The sequence below is a fragment of the Enterococcus sp. AN402 genome (assembly GCF_040719405.1).
GTDB classification, from domain to species: Bacteria; Bacillota; Bacilli; order Lactobacillales; family Enterococcaceae; genus Enterococcus; species Enterococcus faecalis.
The window spans coordinates 1,793,768-1,811,995 of record NZ_JBFDTM010000004.1 but is presented as its reverse complement, the minus strand read 5'-3'; the positions used below and the strand labels follow the sequence as shown (position 1 = coordinate 1,811,995).

Sequence of the window (18,228 nt, the reverse complement as noted above, 5' to 3'; positions counted from 1 at the left end):
ATGACCACTCATGAAAAAGTGATTCTAGTAGGAGTTGAGACGGAAAAAAATTATCAGACATTTTCTGCATCAATGGAAGAACTGGCGAATTTAACGGAAACCGCTAATGGAGAAGTGGTGTTTGTTTTAACGCAAAAACGACCACAAGTTGATCGACAAACCGTAATCGGTAAGGGGAAATTGGAAGAATTAATTCAATTAACAGATGCCTATGAAGCGGATCTTGTGATTTTTAATCATGAGCTCACACAGCGTCAAAATCAACTGTTATCTGAAGCGTTAGCTGTGCGAGTAATTGATCGTGTACAATTAATTTTGGATATCTTTGCTTTGCGTGCGCGCTCCAAAGAAGGAAAGTTACAAGTTGAATTAGCACAATTGGATTATTTATTGCCTCGCTTGGCTGGTCAAGGAAAACAGTTGTCCCGACTTGGAGGAGGTATTGGGACACGTGGGCCTGGTGAAACGAAATTAGAGTCGGACCGCCGACACATTCGGAATAAAATCTTAGGCATCCGTCGTGAGTTAAAAGAAGTCACTGCTCATCGTGAACGAAGCCGCCAAAAAAGACAAAATTCAGAACTATTTCAAATTGGCTTGATTGGTTATACCAATGCTGGCAAATCAACCATTCTCAACATGTTGACAACAGCAGGAACTTATTCAGAGGATCAATTGTTTGCAACGTTAGATCCTTTAACCAAAAAATGGCAATTGCCTCAAGGCATGGAAGTTACTCTGACAGATACGGTCGGCTTCATTCAAGATTTACCAACACAACTGATTGAAGCCTTTCAGTCGACATTGGAAGAAAGTCGGGCGATGGATTTACTGCTCCATGTGGTGGATGCAAGTGCGCCAGATCGGTTACAACATGAACGCACAGTTCAAACATTGATGAAAGAATTAGCGTTGGAAAATATTCCGTGCTTGACGGTTTATAATAAAAGAGATCAAGTGGACAGCAAAGAATTTGTCCCAACCTTATTTCCCAATGTATTGATCTCAACTAAAATTCCTGAAGATAAAGAACGACTGGTTCAAGCTATCCGTGCCCAAATGATGGAATTACTCGAGCCTTATCAATTAGAAATTAGCCCAACTGACGGACAACTATTAAGTGAACTTCGCCGGATGACACTAATGATTTCAGAAGAATATGCTGAAAATGAAAATCGGTATATCGTGAAAGGTTTTGCGAAAAAAGAGTCTAAATGGTTGGCTGAATCCGAAAAAGAATAAAAAATGGTAAGTTGATTAGAAATGATTTGTAAAAACAAATCATTTCTATTTTTTTGGTTAGCAGGAGAAAATCAGCCGTGAAAAGATGGAAAAGTCCATATTTATCAGGTTTTTTGTTTTATGTTAGAAAATCTAACATAAGTTCTTGACAATTTGTCATTCTATTGTTATTCTAAGAAATAACTAAGAGAGGAGGATGGAGATGAGAGAAAAAGAGTTACGCCGTTCCATGTCAGTTTTTCCAATTGGTACAGTTATGAAACTAACGGATTTGACCGCTCGACAAATTCGCTACTATGAAGAACAGGGATTGATTCATCCAGAACGTAGTGAGGGCAACCGACGCATGTATTCTTTAAATGATATTGATGTTTTGTTAGAAATTAAAGATTATTTATCTGATGGATTGAACATGGCAGGGATTAAGCGTGTGTATGAAATGAAATTAGAAGAACAAAAAAACACCGCCGAGGCAACTCGTCCGTTAACCGATGCAGATGTTCGTCAGATTTTATACGACGAAATCCTTTCGCAAGGAGGACTTACTCAGCAAAATCCGTTCCAATCGAATGTACCAAGGCTTTAACGTTTCAGCAGCCAATAAAAATGAAGGATGGGGATCAGACCGATGACAAGAAAAGCCAAAACGGCAGAAGAGATTAAACATATTGCAGAAGAAGAAAACGTACGTTTTTTACGACTAATGTTTACCGACATTATGGGAACAATTAAAAATGTTGAAGTTCCTGTGAGTCAGCTAGATAAAGTATTAGATAATAAAATGATGTTTGATGGGTCATCCATTGAAGGATTCGTTCGTATCGAAGAAAGTGACATGTATTTATACCCTGATCTATCTACATGGATGATTTTTCCGTGGGAAAGCGACCATGGAAAAGTTGCGCGCTTAATTTGTGATATTTACAATCCTGATGGTACCCCTTTTGCCGGAGATCCCCGCGGTAATTTAAAACGTGCCTTAGCAGATATGAAAGAATTAGGCTTTACTTCGTTTAACTTAGGACCAGAACCAGAATTTTTCCTATTTAAATTAGATGAGAATGGTGAAATTACCACTGACTTGAATGATAAAGGTGGCTATTTTGATTTTGCGCCAACCGATTTAGGTGAAAATTGTCGCCGTGATATTGTTTTAGAGTTAGAAAGTTTAGGCTTTGAAGTGGAAGCTTCGCATCATGAAGTAGCACCTGGTCAACATGAAATTGACTTTAAATATGCGGATGTAGTTGATGCTTGTGACAATATTCAAACGTTCAAATTAGTTGTGAAAACTATTGCGCGCAAACATGGCTTGCATGCAACATTTATGCCAAAACCTTTGTTTGGAATTAATGGTTCTGGCATGCACTGCAATATGTCATTATTTAATGAAGAAGGTAATGTTTTTTATGACGAGTCAGGAGAGATGGGCTTAAGCCAAACTGCTTATCATTTCTTAGGTGGTTTATTAAAACATGCCCGTGCCTATACTGCGGTATGTAACCCAACAGTGAACTCTTATAAACGCTTGGTACCAGGTTATGAAGCACCTGTTTATGTAGCTTGGAGCGGCAGAAATCGTTCACCACTCATTCGAGTTCCTGAATCTCGTGGTTTATCGACTCGTTTAGAATTACGTTCTGTCGATCCTTCAGCGAATCCGTATTTAACAATGGCAGTCTTATTACAAGCAGGTTTGGATGGTATCCGTAATGAACTTACGCCACCGCCAGCGGTTGATCGTAACATTTATGTGATGAATGAGGAAGAACGTCAACATGCACAAATTGAAGATTTGCCATCAACCTTACACAATGCCATCAAAGAATTACGTAAAGATCAAGTAATGATTGATGCATTAGGTCGTCACATTTTTGCGAATTTTGTAGAAGCGAAACGAATGGAATGGGCAGCCTTCCGTCAAACCGTTTCTGAATGGGAAAGAGAACAATATTTGGAGTTGTTCTAAAAAAAGAGCCCTAGGGCTCTTTTTTTTATTTTGTTTCCATCGGTACGAATGTAATCGTTATGTCTTGTGGAATGTTATAAAATGTTTTGTAACGGCGCATCCAATTTTCTGCGGTTGTTCCTTTCTCCCAAAAGTATTCTCCATTTGGTAATAAAGGTAATTTTACGGAAGTTTCTTTATTAGCGATTGCCTCATCTATAATTTCTTTTCTTTGTTGTTCTACTCTGTAGGTGTATGCAAACATCAAAGTATAAAAGGTTAGTAAGACAAGAATTCCTTGTTTAAGAATTTTCGTTATAAACAGTATTTCATGGTTGTTTTCTTCTTCACTTTGTAAATTAAAATAATAAGCGATAAATTGCAGAATAAGTATAATCCAAAAAACATACGTAATATAAAATGACCGGGGACCGATGGGCTCAGCAATGAAAAGAGGCCCAGCTGTACATACGATAGATAAGAACAAGAAAAGTAGTTTTGCTTTTAAATTACCTTTAAATTGAATGAGTATAAATATAAATATTGAAAGGTAGTATAGTAAAGCTAATAGTGCAGTGAAATCTTGACTGCGATTATAGGATATTGTGAAATAAGGATAAATAAAGACAGAGAAAACCGTATAAGTACTTATAAAAAATAGAGCTCCTTTATTTATCAGCTGCGTTGCCTTTGATTGTAAAATATCTTTATCTTGTTTTTTAGAGATTAATAAAGTTAACGTTGCTATACAAAGATTAATGAAACGATTTTGATGAAAAATATTTTCTGCCATCGGTCCTATTGTTTTATAGTAAAAATATGAAAGCGATAAATTAATTTTTTTATAGCCATCAGTATTATTGGCAGCATTTAAGTAAGCTGGATTAATTAGCATAATAATCAAACTAAGGAAACTTGTAACTAGAAAAGCAAGTAAGAACGAATCAATCATCTTTCTGGTTTTCCAAGAATAAATACATAAAGCAATTGCAAGGAATGTGATATAAACGCTGATGTTTTCAGAAAAAAATTGAGTCCCGAGACTTAAAACAATACCTGTTAGAACAGGGTGTTTTAAATTAGCTGTTTCATTAATAAATAAGTAATTCACTATTATGAAAAAAACCACTAAACTAATAACAGGAGGAACGAAGTTCACAAAAGCTGCCGGCCATCCATAAGTTTGTTGAAAAAGTTTTGTGGGAATTAATATAAGCAGAGCTAGGCTAAAAATCAAAAGAAATTTTTTATTTGTAGTTGTTTTTCTATCTAAACTTAGGTTAGTGAATTTTGTTAGTACTGTAAGTAATAATAGAATCGTGCCGCTCATAAACAAGCTTTTAATTAAAACGCTACGAGTAATAATTAAAGCGAAGATATTTCCAAAGTAGCGTCCATTGTATCCTTGAAAGCCGTTTTTTAATAAATCAAGCCCTTCTTGACTTCCCCACATCCATTCATCGTGAGCGTAAGGGATAAAATAAAAAATGATGGTTAGTAGTAAAAAAGCAAGGATAATAAATTTATTTTTTTGAAGAGTTTTCAACATATTCTCCCTTTCTGTAGATCGTTATTTTCAGTTGTTATTATAAACTAATTATATATAAAAACATAGAGATAATTTGTAACTGGAAAAGGAAACTCTAAAGAATGTTTGTGAAAAATGTTTCAAATGTTTGGTTTTTACGCTATAATAAACAAGAATATGCGTGCAACTATTCTATTTTTTAGATATAAAGGATGAGAAAAACATGCGGAAAATGAAAACAATGGATGGAAATGCTGCAGCAGCTTATATTTCCTACGCCTTTACAGAATTAGCAGCCATTTATCCAATAACACCAAGTTCAACAATGGCTGAGCTTGTTGATCAGTGGTCGGCCGAAGGTAAGAAAAATATCTTTGGTCAACCTGTGAAAGTAGTCGAAATGCAATCGGAAGCTGGTGCTGCCGGCGTGGTCCATGGCTCTTTAAAAACAGGCGCGCTTACCACGACCTATACGGCTTCACAAGGGTTACTTTTAATGATTCCTAATATGTACAAAATAGCTGGAGAACTATTACCATCTGTTTTTCATGTGGCGAGCCGAGCTTTAACAACGAATGCTTTAAATATTTTTGGTGATCAAGGAGACGTAATGGCCGCACGCCAAACAGGCTTTGCTATGTTGTCAGAAAGCAGTGTGCAAGAAGTGATGGATTTGGCACCAGTGGCTCACTTAGCTTCGATTGAAGCGAGTGTTCCATTTATGAACTTTTTTGATGGCTTTAGAACAAGTCATGAAATTCAAAAAGTGGCAGTTCTTGACTATGAAGAATTAGCACCCTTAGTAAACCAAGAGAAATTAGCCGAATTTCGTCGTCGGAGCATGAACCCGAATCACCCTTCCGTTAGTGGAATGAACCAAAATCCAGATATTCACTTTCAACAACGAGAAACAATAAATCCTTATTATGAAAAATTACCTGGTATTGTTCAAAAATATATGACAGAAATTAACCGGTTACGGGGAACCAATTATGATTTAGTGACGTATTATGGCGCAGAAGATGCAGAAGAAGTGATTGTCACAATGGGTTCAGTTGCACAAACAATTGAACAGACTGTTGATTATTTACAAGAACAAGGAAGAAAAGTTGGCTTTCTTAATGTCCATCTTTATCGACCATTTCCAGTTGAAACATTTCTTGAAAAAATACCACAATCAGTTAAAGCAATTGCTGTCTTGGATCGGACGAAAGAGCCCGGTGCTGGTGGCGAACCGTTATTATTGGATGTCCAAAGTGCGATGTATGAAGCGGACATTCGCCCAACAATTATTGGTGGGCGCTATGGTTTAGGTTCTAAAGATGTACTGCCAAATCAAATTGTTGCGGTTTTTGATGAATTAATGAAAGAACGTTCTGCCATGAAGAAGCGTTTTACAATTGGGATTGATGATGATTTAACTTATACTTCATTAGAAGTTGGCAAACCACTTGATTTGACGAATCCGAAAACCTATCAAGCTAAATTTTGGGGCTTTGGTTCTGATGGGACAGTAGGGGCGAACAAGTCAGCAATTAAGATTATCGGTGATCATACAGACAAGTATGCACAAGGATTTTTCTATTATGATTCAAAAAAATCAGGCGGGTTGACCGTTTCTCATTTACGTTTTGGCGAGACGCCTATTCGTTCAACGTACCTCATTGAACATTCTGATTTTGTGGCTTGTCATACAGCCGCTTATTTGCATACCTATGATTTAGTAAAAGGGTTAAAAAAGGGCGGTACTTTCCTCTTAAATACCATTTGGAATGATGAACAACTAGCACGATTTTTACCCAATCAATTAAAACGGTATCTAGCTGAAAATGAGATTCAGTTTTATACAATCAATGCAGTGAAATTAGCTAGTGAAGTCGGACTAGGCGGGCGAATTAATACCGCGATGGAAACAGCTTTCTTCAAATTAGCGCAAATTATGCCTTTTGAGCAAGTGTTGCCAATTTTAAAAGACGAAGCACTGAAAAGTTATGGTCATAAGTCTATGAAAGTTGTCGAAAAAAATATTCAAGCAATCGATAAGACCGTTGAATTGTTGCATCAGGTAACTGTTCCAGCAGAGTGGAGAACGCTTGAAGTTCAACCGCGAAAACGTTCAGAAAATGTTAGTGATTTTGTTCATGAAATTGTTGAACCGATTAATCGTCAAGAAGGGAATGCGTTATCTGTTGCGACACTAGCGAAAAATGGGATGACAGATGGGCGAATGCCTTTGGGAACTGCGGCAGTTGAAAAACGTGGAGTTGCATTAGAAGTACCTGAATGGATTAGCGATCGGTGTACCATGTGTAATGAATGCGCCTTTGTATGCCCCCATGCGGCGATACGACCATTCTTAGCCGATGAAGAAGAAATGACTGAAGCGCCAGAAGGATTCATTGTACGTGATCTACGTGGTGCCGACGGCTTGAAATATCGTATCCAAGTCTCAGTCAAAGATTGTACTGGCTGTGGACTTTGTGTTGAAGCCTGTCCAGCTAAAGGCAAAGCTTTAGTAATGAAACCTTATGAAGAAGAAAAAGAGCAGGCTATGAACTGGGCGTTTGCTATGACATTACGTCAAAAGGAAAACCCAGCAAAACCGAATACTGTTTTAGGTTCACAATTTAATAAACCTTTATTAGAGTTTTCTGGTGCTTGTTCTGGTTGCGGCGAAACGCCTTATGTTAAATTATTGACGCAAATGTTTGGTGACCGAATGCTGATTGCTAATGCAACAGGATGCTCATCGATTTGGGGTGCTGCAGCGGGTGTGACACCATACACTACGAATGAACAAGGACAAGGTCCAGCTTGGTCAAATTCTCTTTTAGAGGATAATGCCGAGTTTGGTTATGGCATGTTGTTAGCAACGCAAGCGCGTCGCGAACGTTTAGCTAGTAAAATGGCCAAAGCTTTTTCTGTAGCCAGTGATTCTTTACGTTTATTGATGGAAGATTGGATAGCACATCTGTCCGAAAGTGAAGGTACGCAACAACGTGCAGCTAAATTACGTGCAGCTTTGCTTGAAGAAAAAACAAATCAACCTTTATTGGAAGCAATTTATGACGATCAAGATCTTTTTGTCAAACCAAGTCAGTGGATGATTGGTGGGGACGGCTGGGCTTACGATATTGGTTACGGCGGTATTGACCACGTGTTAGCTAGTGGCGCGGATGTAAATATGTTAGTTCTAGATAATGAAGTCTATTCCAATACAGGTGGCCAAACTTCCAAAGCAACTCCTGCATCAGCGATTGCGAAATTTGCTGCCAGTGGGAAATATGCTTCTAAAAAAGATTTAGGGATGATGGCAATGACTTATGAAAATGTCTATGTCGCTCAAATTGCCTCAGGTGCAAACCAAATGCAGACGATTAAAGCTTTTGAAGAAGCAGAAAAATTCCCTGGACCATCGATTATTATTGCTTATACACCATGTATTACACATGGTTTAGCAGGTGGGATGAGTCAAACGTTGAAAGAAGCGAAAGATGCAGTTCATTCAGGTTACTGGTCTTTATATCGCTATAATCCATTATTGCGAGAAAAGGGCAAAGAACCAATGACATTGGATTTCAAAAAACCAGATTTTTCATTAATGAAAGAGTTTATGCGCCAACAAGTTCGCTTTGCATCCTTAGAATCTAGTCAACCAGATACAGCGGAATTGTTATTTAATAAAACAATTAATGATGCTAAGAGACGGTTCTATAATTATGCTCGTTTAGCTGGTCAAGAAGAAAAAATTCGAGCAAAACTTGAAAAACAAAGTGAACCAGAAATAACTGCGCCAGAGAACGAGAAGCCACGAGTGAAAAAGGAACGCGTAGTTGATCCGGAAGCGGAAGCAAGAAGGGCTGCCCGCCGCGCAGAACGAGCAGCCAAGAGAAAACAACGTGAGCAAGATTAAATAGAAATCAAAAAAACGTGTCTGAGCTTTTTGCTTGGACACGTTTTTTAGTTAGAAATGCGATTTTTTGATGAAAAATTTCAAGTTATTTGAAAAAGTTCCTAAATTTTTTTGATGTTTCCGCTTGCGTTCTGTGATGAAAGAAAATAATGTGGTATACTTGTTAGGAAATCTTGAGAGAGAAGTGAGGGGTATGATGTCGTTTCAATTGAATCAATTATTAGATTTGAATTATTGGCAGCAAGTCATCTCAACGGATTTCTTATCTAAGGATTTTGTTATCAATATCATAGATATCCTAGTCGTATGGTACCTCGTTTACAAATTAATCATGCTTGTTCGTGGAACGAAAGCAGTCCAACTATTAAAAGGTGTCGCTGTTTTTATCATTATCCGCATTCTAAGTGAGATAATTGGTCTACATACATTATCTTGGTTAATGAATCAAGTCATCATGTATGGTGTAATCGCCGCGGTTGTTATTTTTCAACCAGAAGTGCGAAGAGGGCTGGAACATCTAGGGAGAAGTTCGTTTTTCCGCCCGAATAAAGGTGCGCAACAAGAAGATGAGCGTATTATTCAGGCCTTTGACAAAGCCATTCAGTACATGTCAAAACGGAAAATTGGTGCTTTGATAACCATTGAACGCAATACTGGTTTAGATGAATACATTGAGACAGGTATTGATTTGGATGCCGATATTACTGGTGAATTACTGATTAATATTTTCATTCCAAATACACCACTACATGATGGTGCAGTGATTATCAAAAATGAAAAAATTGCTGTTGCTAGTGCGTATTTACCGCTATCAGAAAGCAATTTAATTCCAAAAGAATTTGGAACGCGCCATAGAGCCGCAGTCGGTATCAGTGAAGTCAGTGACGCCATTACGATTGTTGTTTCTGAAGAAACTGGTGACGTTAGTTTGACGTTGAACAACGAATTAATTCCTGGCCTAACGCAAGAAGAGTATTTAACAATTTTGCGTAAGGAGTTAATTTCGGAATCATCGGAAGATAAAAAAAGTGCTTTACAGCATTTTATCGATGATGTAACAAAGGGGGTTAAACGCAAATGAGAAAAGCCTCCCAAAAAAGCTGGTTTAATGGTTTGCTTTCATTGCTGTTTGCATTGTTGTTATTTTTTAATGCCAATGCAACAGGCAATAATCCCTCCAATTCAGGTTCAAGCCAAACGTATAGTGAAACACTGAATAATATTCCTGTCCAAGTCCAATACGATAAAGACAAATATTATGTCTCTGGATTTGAAGAGAGTGTAAATGTTCATTTACGTAGTGCGAACCGCATTCAATTAAACATGGAATCAAATGCTGACACACGAAATTTCCAAGTGGTCGCAGACTTAACCAAATTGCCATTAGGGACTTCGGAAGTGCCTTTGACAGTGCGGGGACTAAGTTCAGCTGTTACAGCTGAAATTGAACCGAAAACAGTGACTGTAACGATTGAAAAGAGAGTAACAAAAAAATTCGATGTAGAAGCACAACTTTCTGATAACATTGAAAAAGAAGGTTATAAAGTAAAAAATATTTCTGTAGATCCAAAAACTGTAGAAGTAACAACTGGAGAAGAAACAGCAAAAGCAATTGACAAAGTGATTGCGCCAGTCTCAAGTGCCAAACAAACAATTGATACGATTAAACAAACGGTAAATGTCCAAGCGCTAGATGCCAAAGGTCAAGTCCTAAGTATCGAAAATCCAGCACCACAAGTCAAAGTAACAGTAGGCTTAACTGCGCCAACAAAAGATGTACCACTGAATGTTAGTATGACAGGTACGCCACCAGCTGGGATCGCTCATTACAATTATAGTTTATCAACGTACCAAGTTAGGGTCAGTGGTCCGCAATCAATTTTAGATACGCTAGAATCAATTGAGGTACCGGTAGACATTTCTGATATTCGCAAAGAAACAAAACAATCAGTGACTATTCCCGTTGATGGAGAATACGTAGTTACACCAGATGAGGTTGACGTTTCTTTGAGCCCCGTGTACAATCAACAACAGTCATCAAATACAAATGAAACTTCAGGGGAACCTGCAAGTTCAACAACGGTTGGCTCAGGTAGCCAAGCAGTACAACCAAGTACATCCAGTCAAGTAGAATCAAATACTTCTGAAACAACAAGTGAGGGATCAACAGTAGAAAGTACAACTGCTGGTTCAACTGAAAATACAGAGAATCAAGTGACTAAGGAGAATCAAAATGGGTAAATATTTTGGAACAGATGGTGTAAGAGGAATTGCAAATAAGGAGTTAACACCTGAATTAGCTTTTAAATTAGGGCGTTACGGTGGTTATGTGTTGAGTCAACATGAAGATAGTTCAAGAAAACCTCGTGTTCTCGTGGGCCGCGATACACGTATTTCAGGTGAGATGTTGGAACAAGCATTGATTGCTGGGTTATTATCAGTCGGGATTGAAGTTTTCCAATTAGGGGTGATTTCAACACCTGGTGTAGCATATCTAACTCGTTTACAAAAAGCATCCGCTGGCGTAATGATTTCAGCTTCACATAATCCTGCGGAAGACAATGGGATTAAGTTTTTTGGGGCAGATGGCTTCAAATTAGTAGACGATCAAGAAGCAGAAATTGAAGCATTGTTAGATGCAGAAGAAGACACCTTACCAAGACCTTCTGCAGAAGGCTTAGGCTCATTAGATGAATTTCCAGAAGGCTTACTAAAATATTCGCAATTTTTAGTTCAAAGTATTCCTGGCGATTTAGCAGATATGACTGTTTGTTTAGATGCGGCCAACGGAGCAACTGCAACAGCAGTCAATCGTGTCTTCGCGGATTTAGAGACAGATTTCTATACAATGGGAACAAGTCCTAATGGATTGAATATCAATGATGGTGTGGGTTCCACTCATCCTGAAGCTTTGGCAGAAATGGTTGTTGAAAAAGGCGCAGATGCTGGTTTGGCTTTCGATGGCGACGGTGATAGAATTATTGCAGTCGATGAATTAGGACGAATTATCGATGGTGATAAAATCATGTATATTTGTGCCAAATATTTAGCTGAGAAAAAACGTTTGAAAAAAGATACAATCGTTACAACAGTGATGAGTAATCTAGGTTTCCATAAAGCTGTAGAAGAAATTGGCTTAAAAGATGTGGTAACGCAAGTGGGTGATCGCTATGTTGTAGAAGAAATGCGTAAAAATGATTACAATTTTGGTGGCGAACAATCTGGTCACATGATCTTTTTAGATTACAACACAACAGGTGATGGCATGCTTTCAGGGATTCAATTGTTGAATGTTATGAAGCAAACGGGCAAAAAATTATCTGAATTAGCGGATGAAGTGACGATTTATCCACAAAAATTAGTCAATATTCGTGTCACAGATAAAAATGGTGCAATGGAAGTTCCGGCAATCAAAGCAGTTGTCGAACAAGCAGAAGCAGAAATGAATGGCGAAGGTCGTATTTTAGTACGTCCTTCTGGAACAGAACCATTGTTACGTGTGATGGCCGAAGCGCCAACACAAGAAAAAGTTGATTATTACGTTGATAAAATTGCCGAAGTAGTACGTGCAGAAATCGGCGTTGAATAAGAACCAATTAGAAACCAGACACTTAATGCTAGCTTGCGTTAAGTGTCTGGTTTCTTTGTTGGAAATCAAAAAAAGAAAATAGCTAATAAGCTCCGTCTATCATTGACATAGAGCGGTTAAAAGGGTACTATTTTAGAAGTAAGATGCACCGTGTATCTTCTTTTTTTATTTGATAAAATCAAGAAGGGAGCGGCTGTAAATCAATGGAGTTATAGAATGGAGGAGCGAAATGAAAGAAAAAATGTCTGTCAAGACAATTGTAGCAATTGGAATTGGCTCTGCAGTTTTTGTTATTTTAGGTCGATTCGTTGTAATTCCAACTGGGATTCCTAATACGAACTTAGAAACGTCGTATCCATTTCTTGCTTTAATGTCAGTTGTTTTTGGACCAGTAGCTGGAGGGCTAATTGGTTTGATTGGTCACACATTAAAAGATTTTACCACGTATGGTAGCGCTTGGTGGAGCTGGATTATTTGTTCAGGAATTATTGGTATTATTTTTGGCTTCGCTGGTCGTAAAATGGATCTTCAACATGGTGAATTTACAACAAATGACATGGTGCGTTTCAATATTTTCCAAGCCTTTGGCAATATCGTCGTTTGGGGCTTAATCGCGCCTAGTTTGGATATTTTGATTTATAGTGAACCCGCAAGTAAAGTATTTACACAAGGCGTATTCGCGACTGTTTCAAATATTGTCGCTGTGGGGATTATTGGAACATTGTTGATGAAAGCTTATGCATCAACAAGAACAAAGAAAGGCAGTTTATCAAAAGATTAAGAAACTGTCGAAATAATTTAAATGGTTAAGGGTCTGCCCTAGTAATTACTTTGCTAATGCTCAGACCCTTTCTTTTATGGAGAAACTGAGGTGAGGCCGAATGAAAAAACCAATCATTACTTTTAATAATTTTTCCTTTCAATATCATAGCCAATCTGAACCAACATTAAAGGGGATTCAATTAACAATCTATGAAGGAGAAAAGGTTTTAATCGTTGGGCCTAGTGGTAGTGGTAAATCAACATTGGCGCAATGTATCAACGGGTTAATTCCCAATATTTATGAAGGTGAGATTCAAGGAACAGCTACGGTTGCTGGTAAAAATATCCAAGAAACAAGTCTATTTGATTTGTCTTTTGATGTAGGAACTGTTTTACAAGATACCGATGGGCAGTTTATCGGTTTAACGGTTGCTGAGGATATTGCTTTTGCTTTAGAAAACGATGCAGTTGAACAAGCAGAAATGAAAAAAGCGGTTCAGAAATGGTCCGAGATTGTTGAGCTGAATCAGTTATTGCAACACCGTCCACAAGATTTGTCAGGTGGTCAAAAACAACGTGTATCTATGGCGGGCGTTCTAATTAACCAATCAAAAATTTTACTTTTCGATGAACCTTTGGCTAATCTTGACCCACGAGCGGGACAAGAAACAATGACTTTGATTGACACCATTCAACAAGAAACAAAAGCGACTGTTTTAATAATAGAACATCGCTTAGAGGACGTTCTTTGCGAATCAGTTGATCGAATTATTGTCATGAATGAGGGCACAATTATTTCTGATACAACGCCAGATGAATTGTTACGTCAAGATACGTTGACCCAACAAGGGATTCGTGAACCTTTGTACGTTACAGCCATGAAATATGCTGGGATTGATTTAACACAAGTTAGTCATTTAGACAAATTAGCCGAAGTATCAGGCGAAACGGTTTTTCCTAAAATGACACAGTGGTCTGTCCAGCCTAGTTCAGTTAGTGCAGTCAAAGGAGCTGAACTATTACGTTTGGAACAAGTGTCCTATCAATATGATCGTCACGGTGAAAAAGTGTTAGATGACTTCTCAGTAACTATTCATCATGGAGAAATGATCAGCATTGTAGGAAAAAATGGTGCCGGGAAGTCTACACTTTCTAAAATAATTTGCGGGTTCATCACGCCTCAATCGGGCAAGATTTTATGGGAAGGACAGGATTTTTCCAATTATTCAATCAAAGAACGTGCAGATAAAATTGGTTATGTGATGCAAAATCCCAATCAAATGATTTCTAAAAAAATGATTTTTGAAGAAGTAGCTTTAGGATTAGTTTTACGAGATGTGCCACAAGCAGAAATTGAGGAACGTGTGACGAATATTTTACATATTTGTGGGCTGTATCCCTTCCGGAACTGGCCGATTTCTGCGTTGAGTTTTGGGCAGAAAAAACGGGTAACTATTGCATCAATCTTAGTTTTAGAACCTGAATTATTAATTTTAGATGAACCAACAGCTGGACAAGATTTTAAACATTATACAGAAATGATGACATTTTTAGAAGAATTGAACCGCTTAGGTGTGACTATTTTAATGATCACTCACGATATGCACTTAATGTTGGAATATACAACACGTGCGTTAGTAGTTTGTGATGGACGTTTACTAGCAGATGCGACTCCAGTTGCTGTTTTAACAGATGAAAAATTAATTCAAGCAGCTTCTTTAAAAGAAACAAGCTTGTTTACCTTTGCTAAAGCGTTAGGCTTGGAAAATCCCTTGCTATTTACGGAAAAATTTGTTGCTTACGATCGTGAGGTGCGTTTTGGATGAGTGAACGACAAATGTTAGGCTATCATCCTGATTCAACCTGGATTCATCGCTTAAACGGCACAAGCAAATTAGTCTTTTTAATCGTTGTCTCTGTGGCTTGTATGACCACGTATGATACTCGTTATCTGTTAGGAATGTCTGTGGTTTCGCTTGTTTTGTTAAAATTATCAAATATTAAATGGCATCAAATATCTTTTGTTATTAAATTTATTGCTATTTTTTCTTTGTTAAATATCTTAACGGTTTACCTTTTTGCACCTGAATATGGGGTTGATTTATATCAATCACGTACCGTGATTTGGGAAGGAATCGGACGGTTTACTTTGACACAAGAAGAATTATTTTATGAATTTAATTTAGTTTTAAAATATTTCTGTACGATTCCGTTGGCATTAATCTTTTTATTAACAACAAATCCTAGTGAATTTGCCTCCAGCTTGAATCGAATTGGTGTGAGTTATCGGATTAGTTATGCAGTAGCGCTGGCTATTCGTTATATTCCCGATATCCAAGAAGATTTTTTTAATATTTCTTTAGCACAACAAGCGCGAGGCTATGAGATGTCTAAAAAGGGACGGTTAGGCCAACGAATCAAAGGCGTAGCACAAATCGTTTTACCCTTAATCCTATCTAGTTTAGATCGAATTGAAACTGTGAGTACCGCTATGGAATTAAGGCGTTTTGGTCAAAAGAAAAATCGAACGTGGTATGCGCAACAACCTTTTCATCTGCGTGATTTTTCGGTAATGTTACTTGCCTTATGCTTATTAGGAATCAGTTTCTGGTTGTTCCATGTGAATGGTGGCCGGTTTTATAATCCATTCCAATAAATAACAAATTGATAAGGTTCTATAAATAGAACGGATATTTTTTTATTATTAAGAATCTAGTACTTTCTCTTACTATGAGTGTACTAGATTCTTTTTTTGCAACTTTAAAGAACTAGACCAATTTTCGGTTTTTAGATTTTTGTTGACAAGTAACTACTTTTAATTGTATGATTGTTTATGTTTCTACGGAATATATTTACAAAGGAGGTATATAGACCAATATCGGATAGCGCCAGACCTGAACGTTCAGGTGACGAGGAGAGAGCTTATCGAAGATTCGGCGGGTGGCTCTAGGGACTGCACTCTACAGATAACAAAGAAAAACTAATTGTGAAGTTAGAACAAAGCGGTTATCACGCAGGTAGAAACATATAATGGGATTTGCTAGTTAAACAGGACCTAGTAAATACAGAATTTCAATTGGAAAGTAGGAATTAGCATTATGTGTGGAATTGTCGGAATGATTGGAAAAGAAAATGTCACGGAAAGTTTGATTCAAGGATTAACAAAATTGGAATATAGAGGTTATGATTCTGCTGGGATTTGTGTGAATGATCAAAGCCAACAGCCCCATGTAGTTAAGGCAGTTGGGGGCATTGCCGATTTAGCAGCAAAATTAACGCCAGAAATCGATGGAACAGTTGGTATTGGTCATACTCGTTGGGCCACTCATGGCGAACCAACTGTCGCCAATGCACATCCCCATGTTTCAAGCGATCAACGCTTTGCATTAGTGCATAATGGTGTCATTGAAAACTTTGAAGAATTAAAAGAACAATTTTTAAGTGGTGCTCACTTAATTGGTGATACAGATACTGAAATCGTCGTTCAATTAATTGCTCATTTTGCTGAAAATGGTTTTTCAACAAAAGATGCTTTTAAAGCGGCTTTAGCCGAAATTAAAGGTTCATACGCTTTTGCATTAATGGATAAAATGGACCCCAATACTATCTACGTAGCGAAAAATAAAAGCCCGTTACTTATCGGTCTAGGTGAAGGCTTTAATGTTATTTGTAGTGACGCGATGGCGATGATTAAAGAAACCAATCAATTTGTTGAGATTGTTGATGGTGAAATTGTAACTGTTACAGCGGACAAAGTAGTAATCGAAACGCCAGAAGGACAAGTAATCAACCGAGAACCTTTTGAAGCGCAATTAGATTTAAATGACATTGAAAAAGGAACATATCCGTTTTATATGCTCAAAGAAATTGATGAACAACCTGCAGTGATGCGTAAAATTGTTCAAGCGTATACTCAAGGTGAAAAAGTGACTTTAGATGAGGCGTTACTTGAAAAAATTAACCAATGTGACCGAATTTACATTATTGCTTGTGGGACAAGTTATAATGCAGGTTGGGTCGGAAAATCTTTAATTGAAACGATTGCCAGTATTCCTGTGGAAGTTCATTTATCAAGCGAATTTGGCTACAACATGCCTATTTTATCTGAAAAACCGTTCTTCATTTTCTTAAGTCAAAGTGGTGAAACGGCAGATAGTCGCCAAGTACTGGTACAGGTTAATGAATTAGGGCATCCATCACTTACATTAACAAATGTTGCTGGCTCAACATTATCACGTGAAGCGGACGATACCTTGTTATTACACGCAGGACCAGAAATTGCTGTCGCTTCCACCAAAGCTTATACTGCTCAAATCGCTATCTTAGCTATTTTAGCAAAAGCAATTGGCGAAGAACGCCAAACATTAGCAGCCGTCTCATTTGATGTGGCTCACGAATTGAGCGTGGTAGCAGCTGTCATGGAAACCTTGATTGATGAAAAACAACAAATGAAAGCCTTGGTGGAAGATTATCTGACGTATACTCGAAATGCCTTCTATATCGGGCGAGGAGTCGACTATTATGTGTCGATGGAAGCGGCCTTGAAGTTGAAAGAAATTTCCTACATTCAAGCAGAAGGCTTTGCGGCAGGTGAATTGAAGCATGGAACGATTGCCTTAATTGAAGAAGGAACACCTGTGATTGGGATTGTGACAGATGCCAAAGTCGCAGCCCATACAAGAGGCAATTTAAAGGAAGTCGAAAGTCGTGGAGCAAGAAATATTGTGATTGCTTTGGAATCCTTGGCAAAACCACAGGACCAACTGATTATTCCAGATGTTCATCCGTTACTTTCTGCCTTAGTTAGCATTGTTCCAGGTCAATTATTAGCGTACTATGCAACCTTACAAAGAGGCTACGATGTTGATAAACCAAGGAACTTAGCCAAAAGTGTAACTGTTGAGTAAATCAAGAACCTGAGAGAAAGATGTTCAACGGGTTTTCATAAGTTTTAATATCTGAGGTCGGGACAGAAGCGTTTAACTCCGAGAAACGCGTAGTGTTGCTTCTGTTCCCGCCGTTTATAAGTTTTTGAGCGTGGAGCAAAAATCCAAAGTGATTTTTGTACCACGCTCAGATATTTTTTATAAAAGAAAGATATTCAGTAAAAAATGAAAGATTCCAAAGAAATTCTTTTTTTCCGTTGAAAACTGTTTGCATTTTAGCAAAATTAGATATAATTAATAAGAACCGAAAAATAAGAATTAGCCAGTGAGGTAACTTTGTTTGAAAGAAAGCAAAAAGTA

The 18,228-nt window shown here is 37.7% G+C and carries 12 protein-coding genes; 11 read left to right on the top strand and 1 reads right to left on the bottom strand.

Features of this window, described 5'->3' with window-relative positions; translation table 11 throughout:
- From hflX to glnA, 3 genes are all read left to right on the top strand, one after another.
- A complete protein-coding gene (gene hflX, locus AB1I62_RS10245; protein ID WP_104859417.1) occupies nt 1-1,242 on the top strand; it encodes a GTPase HflX in 1,242 nt (413 codons plus the stop codon).
- Between the two features lie 202 nt (nt 1,243-1,444).
- Nucleotides 1,445-1,828, top strand: a complete 384-nt coding sequence (locus AB1I62_RS10240; RefSeq protein WP_002388239.1) for a MerR family transcriptional regulator — start codon at nt 1,445-1,447, stop codon at nt 1,826-1,828.
- Between the two features lie 42 nt (nt 1,829-1,870).
- Nucleotides 1,871-3,211, top strand: a complete 1,341-nt coding sequence (gene glnA, locus AB1I62_RS10235; protein WP_048737505.1) for a type I glutamate--ammonia ligase — start codon at nt 1,871-1,873, stop codon at nt 3,209-3,211.
- Nucleotides 3,212-3,236: 25 nt separating this feature from the next.
- On the opposite strand, the gene AB1I62_RS10230 is transcribed toward glnA, so the two are convergent.
- Nucleotides 3,237-4,739, bottom strand: a complete 1,503-nt coding sequence (locus tag AB1I62_RS10230; RefSeq protein WP_104859416.1) for a DUF6056 family protein — start codon at nt 4,737-4,739, stop codon at nt 3,237-3,239.
- A 160-nt stretch (nt 4,740-4,899) separates the two neighbouring features.
- Here AB1I62_RS10230 and nifJ point away from each other — a divergent pair, with 160 nt between their 5' ends.
- From nifJ to glmS, 8 genes are all read left to right on the top strand, one after another.
- Nucleotides 4,900-8,631, top strand: a complete 3,732-nt coding sequence (nifJ, locus tag AB1I62_RS10225; RefSeq protein ID WP_048737510.1) for a pyruvate:ferredoxin (flavodoxin) oxidoreductase — start codon at nt 4,900-4,902, stop codon at nt 8,629-8,631.
- 196 nt (nt 8,632-8,827) lie between these two features.
- Nucleotides 8,828-9,712, top strand: coding sequence for a diadenylate cyclase CdaA (cdaA, locus tag AB1I62_RS10220; protein ID WP_002389035.1), 885 nt, complete (start codon nt 8,828-8,830; stop codon nt 9,710-9,712).
- Complete coding sequence (locus tag AB1I62_RS10215; protein ID WP_002377002.1) at nt 9,709-10,872, top strand: CdaR family protein; 1,164 nt, start codon at nt 9,709-9,711, stop codon at nt 10,870-10,872. The genes cdaA and AB1I62_RS10215 overlap by 4 nt, the downstream gene beginning before the upstream one ends.
- Entirely contained in the window at nt 10,865-12,220 is a 1,356-nt protein-coding gene (glmM, locus tag AB1I62_RS10210) for a phosphoglucosamine mutase (RefSeq protein WP_002356936.1), read from the top strand. The genes AB1I62_RS10215 and glmM overlap by 8 nt, the downstream gene beginning before the upstream one ends.
- Before the next feature lie 229 nt (nt 12,221-12,449).
- The gene (locus AB1I62_RS10205) at nt 12,450-13,001 is read left to right on the top strand and encodes an ECF-type riboflavin transporter substrate-binding protein (protein ID WP_002356937.1); all 552 of its coding nucleotides are present in this window, start codon (nt 12,450-12,452) and stop codon (nt 12,999-13,001) included.
- A gap of 100 nt (nt 13,002-13,101) precedes the next feature.
- The gene (locus AB1I62_RS10200) at nt 13,102-14,808 is read left to right on the top strand and encodes an ABC transporter ATP-binding protein (protein ID WP_048737511.1); all 1,707 of its coding nucleotides are present in this window, start codon (nt 13,102-13,104) and stop codon (nt 14,806-14,808) included.
- Nucleotides 14,805-15,638 carry an energy-coupling factor transporter transmembrane protein EcfT gene (locus AB1I62_RS10195; protein WP_002359933.1) on the top strand — a complete coding sequence of 278 codons (834 nt, stop codon included), beginning with the start codon at nt 14,805-14,807 and terminating at the stop codon, nt 15,636-15,638. Before AB1I62_RS10200 ends, AB1I62_RS10195 begins: the two co-directional genes overlap by 4 nt.
- A gap of 442 nt (nt 15,639-16,080) precedes the next feature.
- On the top strand, nt 16,081-17,889 hold the full coding sequence (glmS, locus tag AB1I62_RS10190; RefSeq protein ID WP_033594288.1) for a glutamine--fructose-6-phosphate transaminase (isomerizing): 1,809 nt from the start codon (nt 16,081-16,083) through the stop codon (nt 17,887-17,889).
- Nucleotides 17,890-18,228 lie beyond the last annotated feature (339 nt).

Excerpts from the sequence above, each read along its gene's own strand:
- glmS (WP_033594288.1), top strand. The coding sequence starts at position 16,081 with ATGTGTGGAATTGTCGGAATGATTGGAAAAGAAAATGTCACGGAAAGT.
- glnA (WP_048737505.1), top strand. The coding sequence starts at position 1,871 with ATGACAAGAAAAGCCAAAACGGCAGAAGAGATTAAACATATTGCAGAA.
- cdaA (WP_002389035.1), top strand. The coding sequence starts at position 8,828 with ATGTCGTTTCAATTGAATCAATTATTAGATTTGAATTATTGGCAGCAA.
- AB1I62_RS10200 (WP_048737511.1), top strand. The coding sequence starts at position 13,102 with ATGAAAAAACCAATCATTACTTTTAATAATTTTTCCTTTCAATATCAT.
- glmM (WP_002356936.1), top strand. The coding sequence starts at position 10,865 with ATGGGTAAATATTTTGGAACAGATGGTGTAAGAGGAATTGCAAATAAG.
- AB1I62_RS10195 (WP_002359933.1), top strand. The coding sequence starts at position 14,805 with ATGAGTGAACGACAAATGTTAGGCTATCATCCTGATTCAACCTGGATT.
- AB1I62_RS10240 (WP_002388239.1), top strand. The coding sequence starts at position 1,445 with ATGAGAGAAAAAGAGTTACGCCGTTCCATGTCAGTTTTTCCAATTGGT.
- hflX (WP_104859417.1), top strand. The coding sequence starts at position 1 with ATGACCACTCATGAAAAAGTGATTCTAGTAGGAGTTGAGACGGAAAAA.
- AB1I62_RS10205 (WP_002356937.1), top strand. The coding sequence starts at position 12,450 with ATGAAAGAAAAAATGTCTGTCAAGACAATTGTAGCAATTGGAATTGGC.
- AB1I62_RS10230 (WP_104859416.1), bottom strand. The coding sequence starts at position 4,739 with ATGTTGAAAACTCTTCAAAAAAATAAATTTATTATCCTTGCTTTTTTA.
- AB1I62_RS10215 (WP_002377002.1), top strand. The coding sequence starts at position 9,709 with ATGAGAAAAGCCTCCCAAAAAAGCTGGTTTAATGGTTTGCTTTCATTG.